25 protein-coding genes, 2 tRNA genes and 2 pseudogenes are annotated in these 23,863 nt (G+C 57.9%); 21 read left to right on the top strand and 8 right to left on the bottom strand.

Annotated features, from left to right (window positions below):
* Window positions 1-133 precede the first annotated feature (133 nt).
* From P0D52_RS08075 to P0D52_RS08065, 3 genes are read left to right on the top strand one after another with little or no spacing between them, the layout of a single operon-like run.
* Window positions 134-1,774: a DUF2793 domain-containing protein gene (locus P0D52_RS08075; RefSeq protein WP_394692155.1), complete on the top strand. Its 1,641-nt coding sequence runs from the start codon at window positions 134-136 to the stop codon at window positions 1,772-1,774.
* A gap of 7 nt (window positions 1,775-1,781) precedes the next feature.
* On the top strand, window positions 1,782-1,979 hold the full coding sequence (locus tag P0D52_RS08070; RefSeq protein ID WP_394692154.1) for a hypothetical protein: 198 nt from the start codon (window positions 1,782-1,784) through the stop codon (window positions 1,977-1,979).
* 4 nt (window positions 1,980-1,983) lie between these two features.
* Complete coding sequence (locus P0D52_RS08065; RefSeq protein WP_394692153.1) at window positions 1,984-2,487, top strand: hypothetical protein; 504 nt, start codon at window positions 1,984-1,986, stop codon at window positions 2,485-2,487.
* Here the strand turns inward: P0D52_RS08065 and P0D52_RS08060 are convergent.
* Both P0D52_RS08060 and P0D52_RS08055 read right to left on the bottom strand, forming a co-directional pair.
* Window positions 2,484-3,401 (bottom strand): alpha/beta fold hydrolase, encoded by a 918-nt coding sequence (locus P0D52_RS08060; RefSeq protein WP_394692152.1) that lies wholly within the window; start codon window positions 3,399-3,401, stop codon window positions 2,484-2,486. The two genes, P0D52_RS08065 and P0D52_RS08060, sit on opposite strands and share 4 nt — an antisense overlap.
* A gap of 103 nt (window positions 3,402-3,504) precedes the next feature.
* A tRNA-Thr gene (locus P0D52_RS08055) sits at window positions 3,505-3,579 on the bottom strand.
* Window positions 3,580-3,862: 283 nt separating this feature from the next.
* On the opposite strand from P0D52_RS08055, the gene murA reads away from it, so the two are divergent.
* From murA to P0D52_RS08015, 8 genes are all read left to right on the top strand, one after another.
* Entirely contained in the window at window positions 3,863-5,122 is a 1,260-nt protein-coding gene (murA, locus tag P0D52_RS08050) for a UDP-N-acetylglucosamine 1-carboxyvinyltransferase (RefSeq protein ID WP_394692151.1), read from the top strand.
* Between the two features lie 9 nt (window positions 5,123-5,131).
* Window positions 5,132-5,572: a DUF2948 family protein gene (locus P0D52_RS08045; protein WP_394692150.1), complete on the top strand. Its 441-nt coding sequence runs from the start codon at window positions 5,132-5,134 to the stop codon at window positions 5,570-5,572.
* Window positions 5,569-6,045 (top strand): UPF0262 family protein, encoded by a 477-nt coding sequence (locus P0D52_RS08040; protein WP_394692149.1) that lies wholly within the window; start codon window positions 5,569-5,571, stop codon window positions 6,043-6,045. The genes P0D52_RS08045 and P0D52_RS08040 overlap by 4 nt, the downstream gene beginning before the upstream one ends.
* A gap of 119 nt (window positions 6,046-6,164) precedes the next feature.
* Window positions 6,165-6,383, top strand: a complete 219-nt coding sequence (gene infA / locus P0D52_RS08035; RefSeq protein WP_019961978.1) for a translation initiation factor IF-1 — start codon at window positions 6,165-6,167, stop codon at window positions 6,381-6,383.
* 20 nt (window positions 6,384-6,403) lie between these two features.
* The gene (locus P0D52_RS08030) at window positions 6,404-6,988 is read left to right on the top strand and encodes a Maf family protein (protein WP_394692148.1); all 585 of its coding nucleotides are present in this window, start codon (window positions 6,404-6,406) and stop codon (window positions 6,986-6,988) included.
* Window positions 6,985-8,061, top strand: a complete 1,077-nt coding sequence (locus P0D52_RS08025) for a ribonuclease E/G (RefSeq protein ID WP_394692147.1) — start codon at window positions 6,985-6,987, stop codon at window positions 8,059-8,061. The genes P0D52_RS08030 and P0D52_RS08025 overlap by 4 nt, the downstream gene beginning before the upstream one ends.
* Window positions 8,058-8,228, top strand: coding sequence for a DNA gyrase inhibitor YacG (locus tag P0D52_RS08020; protein WP_394692146.1), 171 nt, complete (start codon window positions 8,058-8,060; stop codon window positions 8,226-8,228). The genes P0D52_RS08025 and P0D52_RS08020 overlap by 4 nt, the downstream gene beginning before the upstream one ends.
* Window positions 8,229-8,317: 89 nt before the next feature.
* Window positions 8,318-8,393 (top strand) — tRNA-Phe (locus tag P0D52_RS08015).
* A 14-nt stretch (window positions 8,394-8,407) separates the two neighbouring features.
* Here P0D52_RS08015 and P0D52_RS08010 read toward each other — a convergent pair.
* Window positions 8,408-8,770 carry a hypothetical protein gene (locus tag P0D52_RS08010; protein WP_394692145.1) on the bottom strand — a complete coding sequence of 121 codons (363 nt, stop codon included), beginning with the start codon at window positions 8,768-8,770 and terminating at the stop codon, window positions 8,408-8,410.
* Window positions 8,771-8,873: 103 nt separating this feature from the next.
* A complete protein-coding gene (locus P0D52_RS08005) occupies window positions 8,874-9,431 on the bottom strand; it encodes a DUF5655 domain-containing protein (protein WP_394692144.1) in 558 nt (185 codons plus the stop codon).
* Window positions 9,432-9,577: 146 nt separating this feature from the next.
* Here P0D52_RS08005 and P0D52_RS08000 point away from each other — a divergent pair, with 146 nt between their 5' ends.
* The 4 genes from P0D52_RS08000 to P0D52_RS07985 are packed head-to-tail and all read left to right on the top strand — an operon-like array spanning window position 9,578 to window position 14,621.
* Window positions 9,578-11,023 carry an MBOAT family O-acyltransferase gene (locus P0D52_RS08000; RefSeq protein ID WP_394692143.1) on the top strand — a complete coding sequence of 482 codons (1,446 nt, stop codon included), beginning with the start codon at window positions 9,578-9,580 and terminating at the stop codon, window positions 11,021-11,023.
* 34 nt (window positions 11,024-11,057) lie between these two features.
* Window positions 11,058-12,326 (top strand): hypothetical protein, encoded by a 1,269-nt coding sequence (locus P0D52_RS07995; RefSeq protein ID WP_394692142.1) that lies wholly within the window; start codon window positions 11,058-11,060, stop codon window positions 12,324-12,326.
* Between the two features lie 28 nt (window positions 12,327-12,354).
* Window positions 12,355-13,647, top strand: a complete 1,293-nt coding sequence (locus P0D52_RS07990) for a TAXI family TRAP transporter solute-binding subunit (protein ID WP_394692141.1) — start codon at window positions 12,355-12,357, stop codon at window positions 13,645-13,647.
* Window positions 13,647-14,621: an NADPH:quinone oxidoreductase family protein gene (locus tag P0D52_RS07985; protein WP_394692140.1), complete on the top strand. Its 975-nt coding sequence runs from the start codon at window positions 13,647-13,649 to the stop codon at window positions 14,619-14,621. Before P0D52_RS07990 ends, P0D52_RS07985 begins: the two co-directional genes overlap by 1 nt.
* 2 nt (window positions 14,622-14,623) lie before the next feature.
* Here P0D52_RS07985 and P0D52_RS07980 read toward each other — a convergent pair whose 3' ends face one another.
* The 3 genes from P0D52_RS07980 to P0D52_RS07970 all read right to left on the bottom strand — a co-directional run bounded on the left by P0D52_RS07980 (window position 14,624) and on the right by P0D52_RS07970 (window position 18,406).
* Window positions 14,624-15,865, bottom strand: coding sequence for a hypothetical protein (locus tag P0D52_RS07980; protein ID WP_394692139.1), 1,242 nt, complete (start codon window positions 15,863-15,865; stop codon window positions 14,624-14,626).
* Window positions 15,866-16,606: 741 nt separating this feature from the next.
* On the bottom strand, window positions 16,607-17,239 hold the full coding sequence (locus P0D52_RS07975) for a tetratricopeptide repeat protein (RefSeq protein WP_394692138.1): 633 nt from the start codon (window positions 17,237-17,239) through the stop codon (window positions 16,607-16,609).
* Between the two features lie 690 nt (window positions 17,240-17,929).
* On the bottom strand, window positions 17,930-18,406 hold the full coding sequence (locus tag P0D52_RS07970) for a hypothetical protein (RefSeq protein ID WP_394692137.1): 477 nt from the start codon (window positions 18,404-18,406) through the stop codon (window positions 17,930-17,932).
* Window positions 18,407-18,635: 229 nt separating this feature from the next.
* Here P0D52_RS07970 and P0D52_RS07965 point away from each other — a divergent pair, with 229 nt between their 5' ends.
* Window positions 18,636-18,863 carry a hypothetical protein gene (locus tag P0D52_RS07965; protein WP_394692136.1) on the top strand — a complete coding sequence of 76 codons (228 nt, stop codon included), beginning with the start codon at window positions 18,636-18,638 and terminating at the stop codon, window positions 18,861-18,863.
* Between the two features lie 114 nt (window positions 18,864-18,977).
* Here P0D52_RS07965 and P0D52_RS07960 read toward each other — a convergent pair whose 3' ends face one another.
* Window positions 18,978-19,715 (bottom strand): DUF3800 domain-containing protein, encoded by a 738-nt coding sequence (locus P0D52_RS07960; RefSeq protein ID WP_394692135.1) that lies wholly within the window; start codon window positions 19,713-19,715, stop codon window positions 18,978-18,980.
* Between the two features lie 178 nt (window positions 19,716-19,893).
* On the opposite strand from P0D52_RS07960, the gene P0D52_RS07955 reads away from it, so the two are divergent.
* The 5 genes and pseudogenes from P0D52_RS07955 (at window position 19,894) to P0D52_RS07935 (ending at window position 23,862) form a co-directional block, all read left to right on the top strand.
* The gene (locus P0D52_RS07955; protein WP_394692134.1) at window positions 19,894-20,976 is read left to right on the top strand and encodes an isoaspartyl peptidase/L-asparaginase family protein; all 1,083 of its coding nucleotides are present in this window, start codon (window positions 19,894-19,896) and stop codon (window positions 20,974-20,976) included.
* The gene (locus P0D52_RS07950) at window positions 20,960-21,358 is read left to right on the top strand and encodes a hypothetical protein (protein ID WP_394692133.1); all 399 of its coding nucleotides are present in this window, start codon (window positions 20,960-20,962) and stop codon (window positions 21,356-21,358) included. The genes P0D52_RS07955 and P0D52_RS07950 overlap by 17 nt, the downstream gene beginning before the upstream one ends.
* A gap of 65 nt (window positions 21,359-21,423) precedes the next feature.
* Window positions 21,424-22,506, top strand: a pseudogene (locus P0D52_RS07945) (homogentisate 1,2-dioxygenase); the annotation flags it as partial.
* Window positions 22,496-22,723, top strand: a pseudogene (locus P0D52_RS07940) (carbonic anhydrase); the annotation flags it as partial. The pseudogenes P0D52_RS07945 and P0D52_RS07940, both read left to right, overlap by 11 nt.
* A gap of 179 nt (window positions 22,724-22,902) precedes the next feature.
* The gene (locus P0D52_RS07935) at window positions 22,903-23,862 is read left to right on the top strand and encodes a sodium-dependent bicarbonate transport family permease (protein WP_394694778.1); all 960 of its coding nucleotides are present in this window, start codon (window positions 22,903-22,905) and stop codon (window positions 23,860-23,862) included.
* Window position 23,863: the final 1 nt, after the last annotated feature.

The following is a 23,863-nucleotide window of genomic DNA, read 5'->3' as shown; positions in this document are numbered from 1 at the left end:
CGTGGTTCTGGCAAGAAAAAGGCGTGTGCCCGGCCCGAGGTCAAGCCGGAAGGGCATGGATAGCATAAATGCTTATCCGCACGGGCCTTTCCTGCATCTAGCCTGCAGGCCGGATGAAGGAGTTTTGCGGCACATGACCACAGAAACGTCCCCGCGCCTGGGGCTTGAATACGTAATGGCCGCTCAGGCCCAGAAACATGTCACGGTGAATGAGAGTTTTCGGATTCTGGATGCCCTTGTTCAGCCTTGCGTTCAAAGCCGTCTCACCGACGATCAACCGGTCAGCCCCAGCGAAGGCGACCTGTACATTCTGACGGCAACGCACTCGGGCGACCAGTGGTCCTTGATGGCCGAGCATAATCTTGCGGCGTACCGTGATGGCGAATGGACAGAAATCCCGGCATTCGAAGGGCTGATCGTCTGGATCAGCGACGAAGCCAGATTTGGCTTTTTCGACGGATTTGGGTGGGTCGATGTAGAGGAAACGCTTGATAGCCTGCAGAATCTCGGCCTGCTGGGGCTTGGGACCACGGCCGATATGGCCAATCCCTTTTCCGCCAAACTCAATGCCTCGCTCTGGACGGCTCGCACAACTGGCGAAGGCGGGACCGGCGACCTTCGATATACGTTGAATAAGGAGAGCGAAGGCGATGTCCTGTCGCTGATCTTTCAGAGCGGATTTTCCGGACGCGCGGAGCTGGGGTTGATTGGTGACGACGATCTCCTGCTCAAAATGAGCGCGGATGGCGCGACTTGGTCCGAGTTATTGCGGATATCGCCCACGCGGCTGTCGGTTCCGGCCAGCGAGGGCATGAGCGTCGCGGCTATCAATGGAACAGCACCCGGGCAACGGCGCAATCTGATCATCAATGGGGACTTCTCAATTGCCCAGCGCGGCTTGAACTTCAACAGCGTGCCGGCCGGAACCTACACACTGGACCGGTGGCTTTTTGTCTCCGGTGGCGGCATGTCGGCTGACATATCGCAGGAGGACTTCACGCCAGGGCAGGCCGACATCTCCGGTGCGCCGTCGCACTTTATGCGATGGGCCCTGACCGGTACGGCCAGCGGGAATCCATGGATCGAGCAACGGATTGAGAATGTCCGCGCGCTTCCGGAAGGCGATGCCACATTAAGCTTCTATGCACGGGCTTCCCGCAGCATCGGAATCATTTCGCGGCTGCGCCGCTATTTCGGGGCCGGCGGATCAACGACGGATCAGATCGCTCAGGATTCCATTGCGCTCGCTACGGGCTGGAAAAGATTTGTTGTGCCCGTCACCGTGACCAGTCTGACAGGCAAGACGCTCGGCCCGGGCCACTATCTCAGCCTCGAATTCTATCTTCTGGGTGGCGAGACATCGGTCGACATAGATATTGCAGATGTTCAGTTGGAATGCGGCCCGATTGCCAGCCGGTTTGAACGCGTGGGTGAGGCCGAAAATCTACGCCTGTGCCAGCGCTATTTCGTCAAAACCTGGCCTCAGGGAACCGAGCCGGGCAGCTCGACGACAAACGGTAGCCTTACGAGTACAACGAGCGGCCCATCGACGACTGCGGTGTTTGACTGGCGGTTTCCGGTCGAAATGCGCGGAAGCCCATCGCTTGCGCTTTACTCTCCTGCGACCGGAGCAAGCGGAAAAATTGATGCGTCCGGAACTGACCTTTCCGGAACGCCTCTCTCCATCGCGTCAAGCGGCGTGAGTTTTCAGTCCGCAACCCACTCCGGCCTGGTTGTCGCACGCGCCCATGCAACAGCAAGCGCTGAGCTCTAGGAGGCCCATGATGGAATACAGATTTGAAACCGCAGCGAGAGAAGTCGTTCGGGTAACGAATGGCTCTGATATTCGCTTCATTCCCGCTGCAGCCGACAATGCCGAATACCAGCTTTTATGCGCCGCCCGCCCGGCTGATGCAGCATCGGGGCTGCCAGTCATTGAGCCCGTTGTCATTCTCGAACCATTGAGTCAGGAGGAATAGAATTATGGACATTGCCGAATTGGGCGCGTCGGCCCTGTCAGGCGGGCTGCTTGGAACGCTCGGAACTGCATTGGGACGAGTTACGGGATATTTTGAACGAAGGGCTGAGCTGGGTCAGGAACGCGAACGCTGGACGCATGAATTGCAACTGGAAGAAATGCGGGCACGCAATGCTGTCTCCGCCGCTGACAGCCAGCGCGCAACGGCCTTGCAGTCGTCGCGATTCGAAGCGCTTGAGGAAAGTTTACGCGGCGATGCGGCCCTGGAATCCGGATATGCTTGGGTATCCGCCGTTCGCGCGCTTGTTCGTCCGGTGCTGACGCCGCTTTTATGGTTGCTCTACCTAATCGTGTTCTTCGCTGTCATGAACGGCACGGCCGATCATTTTATTGCTGATGAATTGGAAGCGGAGTTCGTGGGCTATTTTATCGGAAATATTGCCTTCACGGCCAGTGCCGCCACCTTGTGGTGGTTTGGAGACCGTGCGCGTCCATTGCCACGTCACTAGCTGGCTGAACTGGCCAGTCTGGCCAAGGCTTCCAACACGGCGGGATAAACCGCCTCGGTCATCGCGTGACCATTTCGCGTGATCATGGTCAGCCGGGCATGTGGGCAGGCCTGCTTGAGCCGATAGCCAGCGTCTGGCGGACAAACGACGTCATATCGGCTCTGGACAATTTCCATGGGAATTTCGCCGAGGCGATGAGCATCGCGGATCAATTGACCCGGCTCAAGAAAACACCCATTGGCAAAGTAGTGAGCCTCGATCAACGAGTGGCAAGCCACAAAATCCGCTCCCCTTGAGGCAAGGCTTTCGCGGACATGTTGGGGCGAAGCATCCAGCCAGGAAATGCGGTCTTCGTATTCGGTCCAGCGATAGAGCAGGGATGTACGCAATTCGTCGAGAGAAGCATTTGTGTCTGACATGCGCGCCAGCACAGGCATTCCGCTCTCGATTTCGGCCGTCATAGCGTTGCATGCAGATTGGAAAAACGCGCTGATTTTGGCTCTTTCGGGCCTTTCCTCCTGAGCCATGAAGACTTCGAAAGCATCGGGAAAGAGGCTGGGGGCACCGGGTTCAGTATGCCACCACGCAAATTCGGACTCCGTGGCCAGAAAAACACCTTCGACCAGAATGCCGGATACCGATTCGGGATGGGCTTGCGCATAAGCGAGAGTCAGGGTGGAGCCCCATGACGGCCCCATCACGATCCATTTTTTGAAACCGAATAATTTTCTGAGCGATTCAAGATCAGCAATCTGGTTTTGCGTCGTATTTCCATCGAGGGCGAATAAAGGCCTGGAGCGCCCACAACCGCGTTGATCAAAAAGAACAACGTCGAAAACATCCGGGTCAAAATAACGCCGATGGGAAGGCGTGCAGCCAGATCCGGGGCCACCGTGGAGAAAGACGATCGGCACGCCGCCGCGTTTTCCGCATCTCTCCCAATACAATTCATGGCCATCACCGGTCGGGTGGTGGCCAATTTGGAATGGGACGATTTCGTTAAAAAGGGTCATAGAATGGTGCCGCAAGGCAGGATTGAACTGCCGACCTCATCATTACCAATGATGCGCTCTACCACTGAGCTACTGCGGCCAAAGCCATGGATCGCGGCGTATAACCTATGCTGTCGCGCTCGCCAAGTGCGGCTTGACGAGAAGGTGCAGCGGCGTCACATCAAGGCCTATGAGTATCAAAGATTCAAAAGGCGAGGGGGCCAAGGCCGCCCCGCCAAAAAACAAGCGCGAAGACCGTCTCGCAGAGGCGCTTCGGAAAAACCTGCGTCGCCGAAAGGCAGCTGTAAAGGCTGCCAAATCGCCTTGAAATGGTCATTGGCCGCATTTGAACTGATACCGGATTTTCTCGAAGGCAGGTTTTTATGGATTCAATAAAAGTGCGAGGCGGTCACCCTTTGAAGGGCGAGGTGATCATATCCGGGGCCAAGAACTCGGCGCTCAAGCTTATGGTCGCGACGTTGCTGACCGATGAAAAGCTGACGCTGACGCGTATGCCGGACTTGGCTGACACGCGGTTTCTTTCCGGGCTTCTGAATCATCTCGGCGCAACTGTCGAGCGCGATGCGGCAAGCATGACGCTCCACACCGCTCGATTGGCCAGCGCGGAAGCGCCCTACGATCTCGTCCGGAAAATGCGCGCGAGCTTCAACGTCCTTGGACCGCTTTTGGCGCGAAACGGTCAGGCGCGTGTCTCCCTGCCGGGCGGCTGCGCAATCGGCGCGCGGCCGGTCGACCTTCACCTTAAAGCGCTCGAAGCGCTGGGCGCAAAAATTGAGCTGTCGGATGGCTATGTGGAAGCCAAAGCCGAAAAAGGCTTGATTGGCGCACAGATCGATTTTCCTTTTGTATCCGTCGGCGCAACTGAACACGCTATGCTCGCAGCGGTTCTCGCGAAGGGTGACACTGTTCTTGAGAATGCGGCGCGCGAACCGGAAATTCAGGACCTCGCCGATTGCCTGAATGCCATGGGAGCCAAGGTGTCGGGGGCGGGGAGCTCCACGATACTCATTGAAGGCGTTGATCGGCTACGCGGCGCTGAGCATGCGGTTGTGCCGGATCGTATCGAAACCGGAACTTATGCCCTGGCGGTTGCCACAGCCGGCGGCGAAGTGCTGCTGCGTGACGCAGTCTGGAAACATAATACGGCCCTTTGGGATCGAATGAGCGCAGCGGGCGCGGCCCTGAAAGCGGAAAAGGACGGTGTCCGCGTGATTGCCAGTGGCGATCGACTGGCAGCCACCGATATGGAAACGCGCCCATACCCGGGCTTTCCAACCGATGAGCAGGCCCAGTTCATGGCGGCTATGTGTGTGGCCGATGGACGGTCCGTGATCCGCGAGACGATCTTCGAAAACAGGTTCATGCACGCGCCCGAACTGATGCGCATGGGCGCAAAAATCGACTTGCGCGGCAATGAGGCCATCGTCACCGGTGTCGAGTCGCTTCGCGGAGCGCCTGTGATGGCAACAGATTTGAGGGCATCCGTGTCACTGGTCATAGCGGGACTGGTTGCCGCAGGTGAAACCACAATCGGGCGAGTCTATCATCTCGATCGGGGATTCGAGCATCTGGAAGCCAAGCTGGCCGGCTGTGGCGCAGATATCGAGCGGATAAAGGAATAGGACCGGGCTGTGGCACGACGCCAACCAATCAGGCTTGCGGCAGAAGATGCTGACGACCTGTCCGTGATTTCGGCGGCCCTCCAGGATGCCGTCGCGCAGCTGGGTGATTTCAGTGCCGATCGGAGGGCGCGCCGGTTCACGGCCGTGTTCAATCGTTTTCGCTGGGAAGACGGCAAGGGAGCGCAGGGTTGGCGAACGCGCTCGGCGCTGGATGTTTCCGGTGTTTTGAAGGTTCAGTCCAAGCGATTGAAACAGGATTCGCCTGAAGCGATTGTGTCTCTGCTATCCTTGTCATTCCAACCCGGCGAAGCGCCGGGCGGCGAAATCCTGTTTGCCTTTTCCGGAGGAGGCGAACTGCGCCTCGAAGTGGAGTGCATTGATGCCTTGCTCGTAGATGTGTCCGAGCCTTGGCCTGCGAAAAGCCGGCCGAAACACGAGACCGGCAAATGAGCGCTTCAGAATATATTGTCTCGATTGATTTGCTCGGACTGCCGGGCGGCGACACGACTGCAGATCGAGAGCGGCGCGTTGCCATATCAGATTTGCTCGACTCGAATTTCTTTTCCCCGGACGGTGAAAATCTGGGGCCTTATGCGGTCAATTTGTCGATAGATGATGGCAAGCTCGCGATAGAGGTTAAAACCGAAGACGGTGAGCCGGTTCACGCATTCATGTTTTCACTCGGACCATTCCGGGGAATTTTCAAAGACTATTTCATGATCTGCGAGAGCTATCACGAAGCGGTTCGGGACTCTTCTTTGGCGCAGATCGAGGCCATCGATATGGGGCGCCGCGGTGTGCACAATGAAGGGGCCGAGCTGTTGCGGGAACGCTTCCTTGGCAAAATCGACGTTGATTTTGAAACGGCTCGCCGACTGTTTACGCTGATCGGGGCCTTGCACCACCGCGCCGGCAGCAGCTGATCCCCGCATGAATTAACAGGATTTGGGCTCGACTTGTTGCATCGCCCACGTCTATATACCGCGCCGCTGGGCCATTTGTGATATGGTCGAGCGTTGATTCACCGCCAGATGAGGAGCCTATGGCGAAAGAAGAACTATTGGAGTTTCCCGGCGAGGTGACGGAATTGCTTCCGAATGCCACCTTCCGCGTGAAACTGGAAAACGACCACGAAATCATTGCCCACACGGCGGGCAAGATGCGCAAGAACCGTATTCGCGTTCTGGCGGGCGACAAGGTGCTTGTCGAGATGACGCCGTATGATCTGACCAAAGGCCGGATCACTTATCGCTTCAAGTAATTCCTGGACGTGTTGCTGGCATGACTGAGCCCTTGCGCCTTGTGCTGGCCAGCGCGTCTCCGCGGCGTTTGGAGCTCTTGCGCCGTATTGGCGTCGAGCCGGATGAAATCCGCCCCGCGGATATTGATGAATCCGAAATTCCCGGAGAAACTCCGCGGCAATTGGCAGAACGTCTGGCGCGGTCGAAGGCGGGCGCGGTCGTATCTGATACGGCGCTTGTTTTGGGTTCCGATACTGTCGTGGGCGTTGGCCGGCGCATTCTTCCCAAAACGGAAGACGAAAAGAGCGCGCGAACCTGTCTAGAATTATTGTCCGGCCGCAATCACCGGGTCTGGACCGGCGTTGCACTGATCGCGCCGGATGGCCGCACCGCTTCGCGGCTTGTGGAAACCCGTGTTTCGTTCAAACGCCTCTCATTTGAAGAAATTGATGCCTACATCGCCAGCGGCGAATGGAAAGGAAAGGCGGGTGGTTACGGCATACAGGGTATGGCCGAAGCTTTCGTCATGCGCCTTGCCGGGTCCTATTCGGGTGTAATGGGCCTACCGCTCTATGAAACAGCCAACATGCTTCGCGGGTTTGGCTATCCGGTGATGGTCTCATGAAACGCCAGATCGCCGTTGAGGAATGGGTCGGCGAAACCCGCGCCGCCGTCATCGAAAACGGACAGATCGTTGAACTCCATTTTGATCGATGGAGCGAGCAGGGCCGTCGCGCCTATACAGGCGAGCTCTATCTGGGGCGTGTGCGGAAGGTAGAGGGTGCGCTCAATGCCGCCTTTGTCGAACTGGGTCGCGGCGAGCCGGGGTTTCTCCCATTTGGCAAAGCGGGGCGACCCGTGGGTCTGCATGAAGGTGCTGCGGTCTCTGTGAGGGTCACGCGCGAGGCCTTCGCCGAAAAGGGCCCGACATTGGCAATGGCTGATTTCGAAAGCAGCGAAGATGCGCCTTGCCTGCTAGAGGCGGATGCCAACCTTGCCGAGCGCTTGTTGCGCCGCTTTCCCGAAGCTGATGCCGTCTGGGCGGACGAAGTCGGCATTGATATTTCCGGCGCGATTGACGCGGCGATAGCGACCAGAGTGCCTGTGCCCGGGGGCGGTGCATTGGCCATCGAGCCGACGTCAGCGCTGACCGCAATTGATATCGACAGCGCCGGTCGGACGGCAAATGCCGGGCGGAAGCTGGCGCTGGACCTCAATCTGGCAGCTATGCCTGAAATCGCGCGGCAACTCCGCCTGCGCGGCATTGGCGGCAATGTCGTGATTGATTGTCTGCATTTGCGCGCTCAGCCGGACCGCAAGTCGGTCGAGGGCGCTTTGAAACGTGCGCTCAAGCCGGATGCGGCGCGCATAGATGTTTTGCCCATGTCGCCTTTCGGATTGATCGAATTGGTTCGCCAGCGTACCGGACGGTCTGTGGCGGAAGTTCTGCATAACGAAACCGGACAGGAAACGGGCGAAACACTGGCACTGAAAGCGCTACGGCTGCTGGAAACCGAAGCGCAAAGCAATCGGTCGGCCAGGCTGGTGTTGCGCGCCTCATCTGTTATCTCGGCATGGCTGGAAGCCGGGCAAATCGATTGGCGCGCCGCTTTGACCGACCGCGTAGGTCCTCGCTTTTCGCTCGAATCGCGGCAGGACGCCGCAAGGGATTATGCGGAGGTTGTCGCGGTAAAATGACCAAGGTGAAGTGTCCGATCTGTAAAAAGCCGGCTGAGGCCAAATGGCTGCCTTTCTGCTCAAAACGCTGTGCGGATGCGGATCTGGGCAATTGGCTGGCGGATGACTACGCCATACCGGGAGAGCCCGCGCCTGCAGGCGCAATCGACTCCTCTGCAGAAGACTGACCTTTGAGCGCAAGAGGGCGTGGACAGGCCGCAATCTGCCGCCTATAAACCCGCCTCTCCGAAGGCCTTTTACGCGAAGGCCATCGAGCGCCCGGGTAGCTCAGTTGGTAGAGCAGCGGATTGAAAATCCGCGTGTCGGCAGTTCAATTCTGTCCCCGGGCACCATTTCATCCAGCAAGCTATCTCCCGGTTCGCCGCATCGCGACAAGCAGAATAAAGAGCATGACGAGCGTAAACGCTCCGGAGATCCACAACGCCTGGTCAGGCGATCCGGTCATCATCGGGCTTGCGGCCGCGACACCATCAATGTCGCCGTTTTCAACCGACTGACTCCGCACGCTCATTTCCGCGTCGGGCGCGCCAAAAACCGCGACGGCGGTCTCGTCCACGAAAAGCCCGAAGCGGAAGAACAGGCCTGAAATAATATCCGGAAGTCCCGAGAGCCATTGATTGACCGGAACGCCGAAACGTTCGAGCAGGTCCAGCCCGCCGGTAACAAAGCCCAGCATGGACCCAATGGTAATCAGAAAACGAAACAGCATGGCAAGCCTCCCCGTGAGTACATCAGTTTCATCCAGCCAGCATCACTCTGGCAAGCTGAATGTCGACTGAAACAGGGAATGCCCCGCGGTTCATTCGACCGGGCTACCCTGCAGCATCATAAGCCCGCTTTGCGATGGCGATGATGCCATCATCAATCTCGTCGACGGAATGCAATGAAACAATGTACTGGCACATGCCGCCCGGCTTGACTGGTTTCATCAACGGATGGTCTGCATCCTCTTTCAGATTAATGCCCATTTCAAAGCGGTCCTTCGTCTTCGGGCCAAGCATGGCAAATTGCTTCTGGCGACGCAGCGCAACATAGTTCTTCTTTGGCGCAGTTTCGAAGTCACCAAATTCTTTGATGCGCTCCATCAGCGCGTCATGAATGGCGCGTTGATGGGCTTTTGGACCGACATAAATTTCATCAAGCGGATCATTGCTTGCCGGCCTGGTCTCAACTGACCGCCGGGCGACATGAACGATTGTGTTGGCGTCGCCATGTCCCAGCCCCCAATTGTCCTTCACCCAGCTGACCATTTCGCCATGCTTGGTGAGGCCCTGGCGGAGTATGTCCTTGGCCAACTCAGCACGCGGTTTGCCGGTCTTGTTTTCAATATTGGACAGCTGTGTTTCCAGTGCCTTGTCGATAACGCTCATTCTTGTCTCCCCAAAATCAATGGTCAGGGATCATGAGATGAAAGCTGAATGAATGGAAGCATTCAGTGCTGAATGTATGGCTGCGGGCCCGAATTGACCCTATGTGTGAAACACCGTCTATTTGCGATCGCGCGTGGGGCGGATGAATGCTTTTCAATTCCTTTGAATTTCTGTTTCTTTTCCTGCCCGCGACGCTTGGCATTTATTACGTCTTGCGCCGCTGGGTGGCGCACCATGCCGCATTGGTCGCGCTAACCGTTGCCAGCTTCATATTCTATGCGTGGTGGGATGTGCGGTATCTGCCGCTTTTGCTCGGATCCATCATCGTCAATCACATACTGGGGTTGATCATCGCCAAGCGCGGGGCACAGCCTTGGCTGGCGATTGGCGTGGTGGTAAACCTCGCCAGTATAGGTCTGTTCAAGTACGCGGATTTTTTTCTGAGCAATATCAATACCGTTGCAGGTACTGATTTCCCGCTACCTGGTTTCGCTCTGCCTCTCGCAATTTCGTTTTTCACATTCCAGCAAATCAGTTTTCTGGTGGATGTTGCCCGGCGGGAAAGCCAACCCTCTGGCTGGCTCGGCCATGGGTTGTTTGTGGCGTTCTTTCCGCAGCTGATCGCGGGTCCGATTGTCCGCCATGATCAGATCGCGCCGCAGTATGAAGACAAGGACCGGGTGGATGACTGGGCTGCGAATATCGGCATCGGATTGTCGATATTTGCAATCGGTATTTCCAAGAAAGTTCTGCTCGCCGATAATTTTGAACCTTTTGCGGCCAGCGCATTTGGTGCCGCTGCACGGGGCGATGAAGTCGGTCTGCTGGAAGCCTGGACCGGCGCACTTTGTTACACCTTCCAGATTTTCTTCGACTTCTCCGGTTACTCCGATATGGCCATCGGTCTGGCGCGCATGTTTGGGTACAAGCTACCCATCAATTTTAATGCTCCATACCGCGCCCGGTCGATTATTGATTTCTGGCGCCGTTGGCACATTACGTTATCCCAATTCCTGCGCGATTATCTCTATATTCCGCTGGGCGGTAATCGCCACGGTCAGGCGCGGCGAGCGATCAATCTGGCCGTGGTCATGTTACTCGGCGGGCTTTGGCATGGCGCGGCCTGGACGTTTGTTTTCTGGGGCGCGCTGCATGGCCTCGCGCTGGGTTGGTGCAACTGGCTGAACAAGGTTCGGCCGAATGGTTTGTTGCCATCGGCGCCCTGGGTGTCGGTAATTTGTACCTTCCTGTTTGTGGTTGTCGCCTGGGTTTTCTTCCGCGCAACGTCTTTTGATGCGGCCATCGAAATGCTGCGGGGCATGGCCGGACTGAACGGTATCGGGCCGGGTGTCGGTGACGAGCCCTTTATCGCTATTGCGATCGGCCTTGCCATTGTCTGGGGATTGCCAGACACAGCGTCGATCTTCATCAACTGGTTCGATGACGTCACCATCAAAACCGCAGGATTGGTGCCACAAAAGGGCCTGCGTTTCACGACTCGCCCCTGGATTTCCGGGACGCTCGCCTTTCTTCTCTTTCTGTCCATCGTAAACGCTTGGAACACTGCGGAGTTTATCTATTACAACTTCTAGGCCGAAACCGCCCCTGACGATGAAGGGATATGCCGTGCGTCTCGTTTTGACGCTGGCCGCGTGGCTGATTCTTTTTGGCGGATTTACGTTTATCGTCGATCCCTATCACGTCTCCGAATGGAGTGAGATTCCAGGGATCAACGAGCGCCGGACGCGGGCACATGCAGATGGGTATCGCGTCGCGGTCGGTCATGGCCTCGTGGAGACGCAGGCAGGAACCTTGTTGTTTGGCTCGTCTCGTTCGCATGACGGCTTTCCGTACGAAATCCCCGATTGGCCGGGTGGTTTCGAGAATATGGCCATGGGCGGGACGAATGCGTTCGAAATTGCCAATGCAGCCGTTCTCGCCGCCGAGAATGAGCACGTTGACTGTGCTGTCATCGGCCTTGATCTTCGCGAGTTCGGAGATTATCCGCGCGCTGATGCAACCTACTGGCTGACGCCATTGGCCGGTGGGTCGCAATTGCAATCGCATATCCAGACGTCCCTCTCGCTGGATGCGTTCGCGCGGGCGCTGCAAACCGTGATCGATAATGCGACTGGCGGCTCTGATGTCGACTGGGAAACAGCGTATGCGCCTGAGAATTCTCGCGAACGCTTTGATACCGAGCTGGCAAAGCGTTACCGCAGCTATCTTGGTTTTGTTTACGATCCCGAGCGCCCCGAATTCGTTTTCCACGGTATTGATGCCTTGCTGGCCCGCGGCGTTCAGGTTCGGGTATTTATCCATCCGATCCATTCCCGCATTGAAGAGGCGCGCTGGCGGACAAGCATAGACGATATCGAGCTTCAGTTGCGGCGTGATCTCGTCACGCTGGCAGCTGCTCGCCATCCGTCGCAATCGCGCGCGCCGTGTTTTCCTGGCGCTCCGTTGGAAGTCTGGGACTTTGCAGGCTTCTCCGAAGTTTCACAGAGCGCGCCGCCCGCCCACTCCGGTGATCCGGTCAATCCCTGGTATTATGAGCCATCGCATTATCGCCCGGCGCTGGGCCTGACTATTCTGGACAGATTGCTGGGCGAAGAGACGGCTCCGCCCGTTTCGCCAGATCAATTTGGTGTCCGTATAACGACAGAGAATGTCGACCAACACTGGGCTGAAGTCGCAGCGCGCCGCGCCGAATGGCTGGAAAATGACGATTGGGCCGCCTGGGTAAGCGAGCAGTATGACGCGATGGACGCCGATCCGCCGCGCGTCGAAGAGCGGCCCCATGTTTTCCTCAATCGGGACGATTTCAATTCCCTGGAGCGCCGCGTCTCGCGTATAGAAGCGCGGGCAAATGGGGGCAGGGGCAATGATGAGTAAAATTCTGGCGCGTTGGAGAAGCCTGAGTTTGAGTGAGAAAACGTTCTGGTTCGGCGGTGTCGCCGTTTCATTGAGCGTGACATTTATCCTGCTCTGGATTGCCTTGTCTTTGGACCCGGCGCCACCCCGTTCTATAACGCTGGCGACCGGCGCAGACGGGGGTGCCTATAGCGCGGCTGGGCGCCGGATTGCGTCTTTTCTCGAAAGTGAAGGCGTTACGGTTGAATTGATTACAACGGCAGGCTCTGCGGAAAACATCAACCGTTTGATGGCGGGTAGCGCAGACGTTGCGATCATACAAGGCGGGGTCGGTGCTGAACTGGCCCCAATGGGGCGGCTCGAATCGCTGGGCGCTCTTTTTTACGAGCCGCTCTGGATATTTACAGCCGCCGGGCCCCCCGTCAGCGATATTCGCGACCTTGCGGGATTGCGGATAGCTGCGGGAGATGTGGGGTCGGGAACGCGTGTTTTGCTTGCTGCCTTGTTCGAGTTGAACGGCGTTGAAGACATCATTTGGGTGGAAGAGGCCGGCAGCGCCGCTGCTGCAGCGTTGCGCGCTGGAAACGCAGATGTGGCCGCTTTCATGACCTCGCCGGATCGGGCCTACATTCGCGATCTTGTCGCTGACCCGGCGATCTCTGTGATGCAGATGGAGCGCGGTCCGGCTTATGTGCGGTTGTTACCGTATCTGTCGACCGTAACGCTGTACGAAGGCGTGCTTGATCCGGCCGCGAATATTCCTGAATTGGATGTTAGCCTCATCGCCGCTGCAGCCGTCGTCGTTGTGCAGGAAGACTTGCATCCGGCCATTCAGTCCCTGCTCCTGCAGGCAATGCACGCTGATTTCACGGACGGCACGGTATTGTCAGCGCCGGCTGAATTCCCGAACCGGCATCTGGTTACTTTCGATCTTTCGGACGAGGCTGCGCGATATTTTGATCGCGGCGGGCCGGCCTTCCTTCAGCGCTATTTGCCGTTCTGGGCGGCCAATCTTGTGGATCGCATCTGGATTCTGGCCATACCGATTCTCACCTTGCTCTTCCCATTGTTCAAATCCGCGCCGCCGATCTACCTCTGGCAAATACATCGGCGGATCAAGCGCTATTACCGGGATCTGCGACTTCTGGAGCAGAGCGCTTTTCGCGAGGATGAAGCACCGGACTTTCCGGATTTGCTTGCCCGGCTTTCGGCCATGGAATCTGACGTGCGGAAAATGAATGTGCCCTGGACCTTTTTTGACGAGGTCTATGTGCTTCAGACCCATATCGTCTATGTTGAGCAACTGATTTTGAACGAAGCGAAAGCAAAGAGAGAGAGTTGATGAAAGCCGTTGTTTGCAAGGAATTTGCGCCCTACCAGCAACTCACCGTCGAGGACGTCGAAGACCCGGTTGCCGAGGCCGGGCATATTGTCATTGATGTGAAGGCGGCGGGGGTGAATTTCCCTGACATCCTTCTGGTCGAAGGCAAATACCAGATGAAACCGCCTTTGCCTTTCATTCCCGGCGGCGAAGTCTCGGGCACGGTTTCGGCCATCGGCGAGGGCGTGCAAGGCTTCAGGATCGGCGATCGCGTGGTTGCGGCGACCCTGCTCAACGGCTTTGCTGAAAAGGTTTCCACGGCGGCAGTTCAGGCCGCGCCGATCCCGGATGCGATGCCGTTTGACGAAGCGGCGGCACTGATCACGACTTACGCCACCACGATCCATGCGCTGAAGCAGCGCGCCGATTTGAAGGCGGGCGAAACGCTGGTCGTGCTGGGCGCGGGCGGCGGGGTTGGCACGGCGGCCTGCCAGCTGGGCAAGGCGTATGGCGCGCGGGTGATTGCCTGCGCGCGCGGTGAGGACAAGCTTGCGGCGGCAAAGCAGGCGGGGGCGGACGAACTCGTTGATTATGAAAGCGAAGATCTGAAAGCCCGCCTCAAGGAGCTAACCGGCGGCAAGGGCGCCGATGTGGTTTATGATGCCGTGGGCGGTCCCTTCTCGGAACCGGCCATGCGCGGCCTTGGTTGGGGCGGGCGCTTCCTGGTGGTCGGATTTGCCGCTGGCGACATTCCGAAGATGCCGCTGAACCTGGCCTTGCTGAACAGCCGCGATATCCGCGGCGTGTTCTGGGGCGCCTGGGCCGGGCAATTCCCCAAAGAGAACGGCAAGAACATGGCCGAGCTTTTCGAGCTCTATTCGAAAGGCCAGATCAAGCCCATGGTCTCGGCGAGCTACCCGCTGGAAGACGTCACCAAGGCCTTTGACGATCTGATCGAGCGCCGCGTCAAGGGCAAGGTCGTCCTCACCGCCTGACGCTAGAAGTTCTCGTTTTTCAACCGGTTGCGATAATGGAGGATTTCTCCCTTATCGCGCCGGATCTGATCCTCCAGCCCCTTGTCGATGCCGGAGGTGTGAAACCGCGCCCACTCGCTCGCATACATTTTGCGCTCCACCAGAGAGGCGGGATCGGCGCAGATATGGAAAATGTAGAAATAGGGCAGCACGGCAAACCAGACATTCGCAGCGATCGAAATCGTCAGCGCCTCATGCCATTCCAGACCGAAGGAAAAACTGGCGGCGACAAAGCCGGCATTTGCGGCCAGCAGAATGAGAAAGCTGCCCCATTTATAAAGATCGGTATTGCGCCGGATCTGGAAGAGAATATTGCGGATTCCCTGCTCGTTCAGGAAGGACCGCCAGATCATCCAGTGATAGCAGAGCATCCAGTCGACCGCCGAGGTCAGCACTTCGGCCTCGTTGGATTTTTCCTTCTCCGCATTGGCGGATTCCTTCAGCGCATCGGCGCGGATCGTATTGATCCGGTTCAGCCGCGTTTCGATATAGCCGTTGAAATTCTGCGTGTTGCGGATCTGCTGGTTCTTGTAGCTCACATAATAGGAAAAGGTCGCAAAACCGAGCCCCAGGACCGGCCCGATCAGGCTGAGCAGCATCCATTGATCCTGGAAGATCTGCAGCCCGGCAAACACGTCGCGCCCGCGCGCATGATCGATGAAGGCGGCAAAAAACGGCGCAAAGCCCAGCACCATGCCGGCGGTCAGCAGCCACAGGAAATAGGTCGCCGTATTCTGATTGGTCGTATGCCGCATCCGCGTCAGCGTGCCGACATAATAGCGGTCTTCCTCCTCGATGGTTTTCAGCTTCTCGTTCGGCGCATCTTCCTCGCCCGACAGAGCCGAGCTTTTCGCCTCATTGCCATAGATGGACTCGATATATCCCGCTTCCGATTCCTCATAGAAGACATTGCTCTGATTGAAGAGATTGATCGGGTGGGCAAAGAAACGCCGGGCTTTCTCGGCATAGGCCTGGGCGGCCTCGTGATCGACTTCGGAGGCGCGCAGGGCAATGATTTTCGGGCGCGGAAAGCTTTTGAAGAAGAGGGCTTTTTCAACATCGCGCGCATCCTCGGAGACTTCCGCATGCGCGCCCGGCGAATGCGTACCGGCCGCTTTCACCGCGCTGGCTTGCGCGGCGCGTTTGCCGGCGGCGGCCATGCCCCCGCCTGATCGCCTGAAGAGTCCCATTATCGCCTTGATCACGCTGTCACCTCCTGTCGGGACGGACTATGGCGCATGTGCGCGGGGATTGTAATCGGGATTCCCCTCCCGCGAGTCCTGCCTCCGGTCCGGTACGGATTGTGCAGATGAAACCGGGCCAATTTCAGGCCGGCCCGGCCGGTCTTCACGCCGGGCGTGGATAAGGGGCGTGGATAGCGATTTTCGTCTCCTACTACGACTACGATTATGGCGCCGGCGCGCCGGACGGGCTCGGGCGCAAAATGTGTGTGGCACAAGGTGTTTCGGGGCGTTTTCATCTTCTCCGGCCTCTCCCGCGAGTCTCCAGTCCGTCTCCAACGGTCTCCGACAGTCTCCGACTGTTTTCAGCGCGTGTCCGGCGGGTTTTGCAGCCCGGCCCGAACGCGCGAGGCGCGCAAGGTCACGACCGGAGACGGCTATCAGCCGCAGAGTCTAGGCGGTGACGGCGGGCAGGGGATAAGGCGGTTGCCTCAGCCTCACGCGAACGGAGGCGATCCGCGCCTCAGGAGCGCCCATCCGGCACTTTCCAGTCCCGCCAGTTCTATCATTTCAATGTATTAGCACAGTGAAACAGCAAAGAGACAATAGTGACGACCGGGTGGGGAAGGTGGGACGGTGGATCAAAGCCAGGCGAAGAAGGCCCCGGCAGGGGCGAAACCATCACCCCACACACCGGACGCGATGGATTGCAGGGTATCAATTATGTTCGTAAATCAGTGAGGATACCGCCAATACTTGTGCTGGCTAGCAATCCAAGTACCAGCTAGTTCGACAAATTTCCGCGCGATACTGGGCTTCCCGAACCTCACTCTCTGACATGATTTGCGTCAGTGCATTTGTTCGATCTACTCCAAGTCGTTCTGGGCCGTCCTGTGAAAGGACATACCACATGAAAGCAGTTTCAGTATCGACGCGAAAGCCTTGTCCATGTTCATGCATCCAGCCTAAGGCGAACATTGCTTCGAAAGAGCCATGTTCTGCAGCAGACTGGAAATATGTCGCTGCTAGCGCGTGATCCAACTCAACCAATCGGCCATCGGAATACACAGCCCCCAGTGTGTAGTGCGCTGGCCCATAATTACAGGCAACCAGCCTCTCAAGAGTAGAAATCGCGGCAGCGGAGTCCTCCGCCGACTCTGAATCCTGCAATAAAATTAGACTTTGTTGGTATTGTTCGGCAGCAAATTCATAGACCGAGCTGTCACCTTCATATTCAGTACCTTGTTGTTGTCCAAGACTTGCGAAGGGACGTTCAACAATCTCGCACAATGAAGCATTGGAATCCGGCGCACCTATGTTGTTTTGTATACCGTTACAGCCGCTCACGAGTAACCCGACAGAAATTGTCGGCCAAATTATTCCTAACACCTTCCGCATTGATCTAATCTCCAGCCCTTGTACCGTTGAACATTAGCTTCGTTTTCAAGCAGTGGGACTATGATGTTCAGTGAAATCATTTAAGGGCTTGTCGAGCCTCGGATATATCGAAACTCGACCACAGCGTGGGACGGTCGAAGGCTTAGATTCACAAAAAACAGGGCACACCATTTTTCGGCGTGGTCGGCCGCGTGAGGGGGCCAATTAATTGGTGTGTGCCCCTGCTTTTCTCGGTCGAGGCCGTACAACTCAGGCGGAGCGGCATCCGCGCCTCTCAACCGCCCATCCGGCACTTTCCACGCCCGCCAGCTCTACCATTTCAATGTATTAGCACAGTATAACAGCAAAAGGACCAAAATGGCGGCCGGGTGGGGAGGCCATGAGGAGTGGGGGCCAGGGTGTGTGTTCCTATTTATTAGACCGACCCCATCAAGTGTTTTCATCCCGCTCGACGGCCTTCCAAACCAATCTTAGCCCCCAAGCACCAAAACAAAGAACTAACCACAGGAGCGGATACCAATGCGGCCCAAAAATCACGCCAACAACCGATATTGTAAAAATCGTCAGAGGAAGAAACGCAATAGTCAAAATAGAGGCAATTTTCCTACTCATTTTCCTGCTTTTCTCCACCATCCAAATCAACCTTGCTAACGCGGGCGCTTCCACACACGACAACGCTGCCACACACACCTAATCCTGGCGTAAATGCCAATCGCTGATGGTATAATCCCACGACAAGGAACCGAGCGGAACATGACGATCCGCTGATAATGTGCCGCAAACAACCGCAATTTCTGGAAATGAGCGGCCCGTAAACGGATCGAATTCAGCTATCCGGACCCTCGGATTGAGAGAAGAAATCCAATAATTTAGTGACTGTTCTTGATCGACACGAAGAGATTGCGAATAGCTCTCGCGTCCAAATAATATCTCATTGCGCTCGTTGAGTATTGCAAAGTCTCTGAAGCCATCGGGGCCCATAAAAACCATATCATGCCCAAGCGCTCTGAGATCATATATCGTCCCTCGGACGCATGCTGGAGTAGGCAACTCGATGTCCCCATTGCCGATTTCGGCAATGGCTATGTAATTCAAAGGGCGCATGTCGCTCGACGCAAATGAGCATCCTGCAGCCATAATCGAACAAAGAAGGATTAGCGTTCGCATTTGCTCTTTCCAAAAGAGCAAAAAGACTAACGCGAAGTGGACACGATGTGCCAGCCTATATTGAGCGAGAGGCGCGCGGCTCAAAAAACGGGGACACACTTCCGCTTTTTCGTGGCAAAGCCCGCTTGATCCGGAGGCGAAGTAGGCCCGGCACCTCACACTGCGCCCGCGTGGCCGGCCGCTTGAGGGGGAGTCAGGTGGTGTGTGTTCCTGTTTTTTCTGTTGGAAATTGCCCTATTTCACCGCTTTCCGCGCCGAGGAGAAGAAGGCCTTCAAGACCGACATACCGCTTTCCGAGCGGTCCGACTGGGAAGACTGGATGACGCGCGACCGTGCCGAAATCTTGCGGCTAGAGGCCGGGATCAGGGCCAGAGAGGCCGAGATCGACGCCATTGTCTACAAATTGTTCGATTTCAGAGAGGAAGAAATCGCCCTTCTGGAAGCGGCGATCAGCTAATGCGCCATCATTGCAAAATGAGGAATATTACCTATATTGTGGGCAAATGGACTGGAGTTTTTCGGTCGGCGATGGGCTTCTGGGGTAACTCGGGGGCCCTTTTGCTTTCCGGTTTTATGGAAAGTGTTTTGTTCCGGGAAAGACCAGTTTTTCACGCAACAGCTCTGCAGCCCGGTTCGGTTGGTCAGGCCTCAAACGGCTTAGCCCAATGGGGCGTGCGGTCAGGTCGGCTAGCTGCAGACCAGCCGAGTTCGATTTCTTGTCGATAAAAAGAGGCGTCCAGTCGAACTTTTTGAAGTTAGTCTGCTTCCATCCCCATCTGGCATCGTTGTCGACAATTCTACGGAAATCCAGCTCCAGCTTGCGGTCCTCGGCGTTCCCACGGCTTTCAAACACAACATGGACATGACGGTTCTGCTGACCCAACTCCATCATGCGGGCAACGAGCCGTTCGAGACAGAATTGAAGAGCCAAGGCATATGGATCAAATGGATTGGCGTATCTGGCCTTTAATTCATCCTTGTGGACGGTGGCGGCGATCAGATCAAAGCTTGAATTCTCAACAATGGAATTGATCCGCTCGATGAAGGCCTCCCGAATATCCTCAGAGGTCTGCAGGAAGGCAAAGGCACCGGACTGACGGCGGATATCTCTTTCATGCAATATCAGCTGGTCGTGGCCGACAAAATCAAATTTGAGCCTCTGAATTTGTGGAACAACCCTGTCAGCGTAGTCGTCCTTTCTGACCATAATAAATGACAAAACGAATATTGGGTATTGGGGATCTCCACCCTCAAGAACGGCTGAACCACTCTCGTCGGCAAAAACCAGAAAATCAGAAAAGTCCGTCATCTAAAGATACAATCAAAAATGGAGCGGATTCGCAATCAGATGAAGTGCCCGAAAGAAAGAATCTGCGAATGGCGATCTATAAAAATCCGCGAATATCGCCCTCCGAACCCCACCCACCCCCCTTGCATTCCCGCCATAATCAGGCGGAATGTCGCGCAGCAATTTCGGGGAGGCGGATATGCGGATATTCACAGCGACACTGACAGCAACATTACTGGCGGGGCTCGCCGCGTCGGCCAGCCTGGCTCAGGACGATGCCCGCTGGGCCATTGTCGTCCATGGCGGGGCCGGCGTGATCGAGCGCGAGTCGATGACTGCCGAGACCGAGGCCGCCTATCGCGCCGCGCTGGACGCCGCGCTGGAAACCGGTGGTGCCATATTGTCGAGGGGCGGATCGGCGCTGGATGCCATCGAAGCCGTCATCCGCGATATGGAAGATGATCCGCTGTTCAATGCCGGGCGCGGCGCGGTCTTCACCGCCGAGGGCCGCAATGAGCTGGATGCCTCCATCATGGATGGATCGAGCCTGAATGCGGGCGCCGTGGCGGGCGTCACCGGCATCCGCCACCCGATCACGGCCGCGCGCGCCGTGATGGAAAATTCCCGCCATGTCATGCTGGCCGGTGAGGGGGCCGAGATCTTTGCCCGCGAGCAGGAGCTGGAATTTGTCGATCCGGCATATTTCTTCACCGAGCGCCGCTGGCGCTCCATGGAGCGCGCCGTCGGCGATATGGGCCTGCCCCTGCCGGAACGCCCCGCCGGCGCACCGGAGCCGGAAGAAATTCAGGAAGGCCATCTCGATCTGATGGAGCGCGAGCACCGCTTTGGCACGGTCGGCGTGGTGGCGCTGGATCAATCCGGCCATATCGCGGCGGGCACGTCCACCGGCGGCACCACCGCCAAGCGCTGGGGTCGTGTTGGCGACAGCCCGGTGATCGGCGCGGGCACCTATGCCACGCAGAGCTGCGGCGTCTCCGCGACGGGCACGGGCGAGTATTTCATCCGGCTGAACATTGCCGCGCGCATCTGCCATGAGCTGGACGTGATGGATCGCGGCGCGGAAGAACGGCCCTATGCCGCGCAGGATGCCGCCGACATGGTGATCCAGGGCGATCTGACCGATCTGGGCGGCGATGGCGGAGTCATCGTGCTGTCGGCCTCGGGCGAGACCGCCTGGAGCTTCAACACGCCGGGCATGTATCGCGCCAGCTGGGGCTCGGGCCGTGAACCGGTCGTGGCGATCTATGGCGATGAGGACTAGCCTGTCCGCCTTGCGTTTCGGCGCGCTTTATGCGGGGGCGGTGTTCGCGGTGGGCTTCATGCTGGGCGCGCTGCGCACGCTGCTCATCGCGCCGCGCACGGGCGATCTGATCGCGGTGCTGATCGAACTGCCCATCATTCTGGGCGTGTCCTGGCTGGTCTTCGGCGCGTTGGTGAGGCGTCCGGCCCCATCGAAAGCGCTGACCGGTCTTGTGGCCTTCCTCGTCCTGATGGCGCTGGAGCTCGCCCTGTCTGCCGTCATTGCCGCGGGCGGGGTGAGGGGATTTCTCGCCAGCTGGCTGACCCCGCCGGGCGCGATCGGCCTGACCGGGCAGATCGCCTTCGCCCTGATCCCGCTGGTGCATCCGGCTGCGCGAAATTGACCGCTAGCATTTAGTTTCATTTGTAACTAAATTGCCGCCAAACCCGTTCGGCAGGAGACAGCATCATGGCCAATCGCAAATGGATTTATGCCTCTCGCGTGGAGGGCAATGCCTCCCGGCAGGCGCACGCTGACATGCCCGAAGGCACGTATGAGCGCGAAATGTCCAAGGAGGGCTTTTTCGGCCCCGCCGCTTTTCTGCACCACAAGAATCCGCCCACCGGCTGGGTGAATTTTGAAGGCCCGCTGCAACCGCGCGCCTTTGATCTCAACAAGCTGAATGCGGCAGAAAACTCGCCGTGGAATTCCAGCGCCGTCCTGCACAATAACGCCACCGATGTGCGCTTCTGGAAGCTGGCCGAGCCGATGACCGCGCTGGCGCGCAATGCCGATGGCGACCAATTGCTCTTCATCCATCGCGGCACCGCCGACCTCTTCTGCGACTTCGGCCATATCGAGGTGACGCAGGGCGATTATGTCTATCTGCCGCGCGGCACGATGTGGCGGCTGACGCCATCCGAGCCGCTGGCTGTGCTGATGATCGAGGCGACGAACACGCATTACACCCTGCCGGACAAGGGGCTGGTCGGCCCGCATGCCGTCTTCGATCCCGCCATTCTGGACGCGCCGAAAGTCAATGACGCCTTCACGGCCCAGCAGAATGACGAGAATCATGAATGGGTGGTCGAGGTCAAAAAGCGTGGCGCGGTCTCGCGCATCACCTATCCGTTCAATCCGCTCGATGCCGTCGGCTGGCATGGCGAGTTGCACCCGGTGCGCCTGAATGTGCGCCATATCCGGCCGCTGATGAGCCATCGCTACCATCTGCCGCCAAGCGCGCACACCACCTTCCTGTCGGATCGCTTTGTGATCTGCACCTTCGCGCCGCGTCCCTTCGAGACCGATCCGGGCGCGCTGAAAGTGCCGTTCTTCCATAATAATGACGATTATGATGAAGTGCTGTTCTACCATGCCGGTGACTTCTTCAGCCGCGACAATATCGATGCGGGCATGATGACCTTCCACCCGGCGGGCTTCACCCATGGCCCGCACCCCAAGGCGCTGGCCAACATGCTGGAACAGAAAAAGCCCGCGACCGACGAATACGCCGTGATGATCGACACCCGCGACCCGCTCGATGTGGGCGAGGGCGTGCGGCGGCGTCAATGCCTGCGTCTGCGGCGAGCCGGACCCCGATTCGCTCTTCATCGACCACTGGATCGAACCCATTGCCGAAGCGCTGGAGGATGCCCGCGCCGAGCTGCCCGGCGTCGAGGATATCGACACGCTGTCGGAACGCACCGAATTGTGCTCCATCCGCCGCTCCATGGAGCGCCTCCTGACCTATCCCTTCATCCGCCAGCGCGTCGATGATGGCATGTTGAAAATCCACGGCGCGCGATTTGGCATTGCCGATGGAGAGCTGGAATGGCTGACCATTGATGGCGATTTCGCCCAGGTCGATCATCGATAGCCATTCTGCTTGCGGGCGGCCTGCAGCGCTGCTAGACGGCGCGCAATCATGAGGGAGAGCGCCCGGTGGGATTGTTTGATCTGGCAGCGGCAAATCTGATTTCGCCGCCAATATTATTCTTCGCTCTCGGGCTGGCCGCGGCGCTGGTGCGCTCGGATCTGGTCGTGCCCGAAGCGGTCGCCAAATCCCTTTCCATCTACCTGATCATGGCCATCGGCTTCAAAGGCGGCGTCGAGATGGCCAATAGCAGCCTGTCCGTGGCTGCGCTGGCAATCGGCGCCGGCATTATCCTGTCTTTCGCCATTCCCTTCATCAGCTTCACCCTGCTGCGGGCGACCAGCAAGACCGACCGCACCAATGCGGCGGCGATTGCGGCGCACTATGGCTCGATCTCCATCGTCACCTTCATCGCAGCCTCCGATGCCGGTGCGGCGCTGGGGCTAGCTGCCGCCGGCTTCATGGTGGCCGTGGCCGCGGCCATGGAAGCACCCGCCATCTTCTCCGGGCTGATGCTCGCGGGCAAACAACAGGGCCAGTCCAACAAGGAGCTGATCCGCGACGTCGCCTTCAACGGCTCCATCGTGCTTCTCATCGGCGCCTTCGCCATTGGCTGGGCGACGGGCGAGACCGGCCAGCAAGTGGTCCAGCCCTTCTTCTACGATATTTTCCGCGGCGTGCTCTGCCTCTTCCTTCTGGATATGGGACTGGTTGCGGGCCGCGGCCTTGTGCGGCAGGCCGGTGATATCCGGCTGCCGGTCATCCTGCATGGCCTCTACATGCCGCTGATCGGCGCATCGCTCGGCCTGATCGCGGCGATGCTGATCGGCATGGAGCCGGGCAGCGGTGCGCTCCTGATGACGCTGGCGGCAAGTGCCTCCTATATCGCCGTGCCGGCCGCCATGCGCCTCGCCCTGCCGAAAGCCAAGCCCGCCATTTCGCTGACGCTGTCGCTGGGTGTAACCTTCCCCTTCAACCTTATTTTCGGCATCCCGCTGTACTACGCGGTGGCCGGGCAGATGCTGGGTGGATGAC

The organism is Hyphobacterium sp. (genome assembly GCF_043584775.1).
Lineage (GTDB): Bacteria > Pseudomonadota > Alphaproteobacteria > Caulobacterales > Maricaulaceae > Hyphobacterium.
The sequence above is the reverse complement of the archived record's forward strand: the minus strand, read 5'-3'. Positions and strand labels throughout refer to the sequence as shown.

Excerpts from the sequence above, each read along its gene's own strand:
- P0D52_RS08075 (WP_394692155.1), top strand. The coding sequence starts at position 134 with ATGACCACAGAAACGTCCCCGCGCCTGGGGCTTGAATACGTAATGGCC.
- P0D52_RS08070 (WP_394692154.1), top strand. The coding sequence starts at position 1,782 with ATGATGGAATACAGATTTGAAACCGCAGCGAGAGAAGTCGTTCGGGTA.
- P0D52_RS08065 (WP_394692153.1), top strand. The coding sequence starts at position 1,984 with ATGGACATTGCCGAATTGGGCGCGTCGGCCCTGTCAGGCGGGCTGCTT.
- murA (WP_394692151.1), top strand. The coding sequence starts at position 3,863 with ATGGATTCAATAAAAGTGCGAGGCGGTCACCCTTTGAAGGGCGAGGTG.
- P0D52_RS08040 (WP_394692149.1), top strand. The coding sequence starts at position 5,569 with ATGAGCGCTTCAGAATATATTGTCTCGATTGATTTGCTCGGACTGCCG.
- infA (WP_019961978.1), top strand. The coding sequence starts at position 6,165 with ATGGCGAAAGAAGAACTATTGGAGTTTCCCGGCGAGGTGACGGAATTG.
- P0D52_RS08030 (WP_394692148.1), top strand. The coding sequence starts at position 6,404 with ATGACTGAGCCCTTGCGCCTTGTGCTGGCCAGCGCGTCTCCGCGGCGT.
- P0D52_RS08025 (WP_394692147.1), top strand. The coding sequence starts at position 6,985 with ATGAAACGCCAGATCGCCGTTGAGGAATGGGTCGGCGAAACCCGCGCC.
- P0D52_RS08020 (WP_394692146.1), top strand. The coding sequence starts at position 8,058 with ATGACCAAGGTGAAGTGTCCGATCTGTAAAAAGCCGGCTGAGGCCAAA.
- P0D52_RS08010 (WP_394692145.1), bottom strand. The coding sequence starts at position 8,770 with ATGCTGTTTCGTTTTCTGATTACCATTGGGTCCATGCTGGGCTTTGTT.
- P0D52_RS08005 (WP_394692144.1), bottom strand. The coding sequence starts at position 9,431 with ATGAGCGTTATCGACAAGGCACTGGAAACACAGCTGTCCAATATTGAA.
- P0D52_RS08000 (WP_394692143.1), top strand. The coding sequence starts at position 9,578 with ATGCTTTTCAATTCCTTTGAATTTCTGTTTCTTTTCCTGCCCGCGACG.
- P0D52_RS07985 (WP_394692140.1), top strand. The coding sequence starts at position 13,647 with ATGAAAGCCGTTGTTTGCAAGGAATTTGCGCCCTACCAGCAACTCACC.
- P0D52_RS07975 (WP_394692138.1), bottom strand. The coding sequence starts at position 17,239 with ATGCGGAAGGTGTTAGGAATAATTTGGCCGACAATTTCTGTCGGGTTA.
- P0D52_RS07970 (WP_394692137.1), bottom strand. The coding sequence starts at position 18,406 with ATGCGAACGCTAATCCTTCTTTGTTCGATTATGGCTGCAGGATGCTCA.
- P0D52_RS07960 (WP_394692135.1), bottom strand. The coding sequence starts at position 19,715 with ATGACGGACTTTTCTGATTTTCTGGTTTTTGCCGACGAGAGTGGTTCA.
- P0D52_RS07955 (WP_394692134.1), top strand. The coding sequence starts at position 19,894 with ATGCGGATATTCACAGCGACACTGACAGCAACATTACTGGCGGGGCTC.
- P0D52_RS07950 (WP_394692133.1), top strand. The coding sequence starts at position 20,960 with ATGGCGATGAGGACTAGCCTGTCCGCCTTGCGTTTCGGCGCGCTTTAT.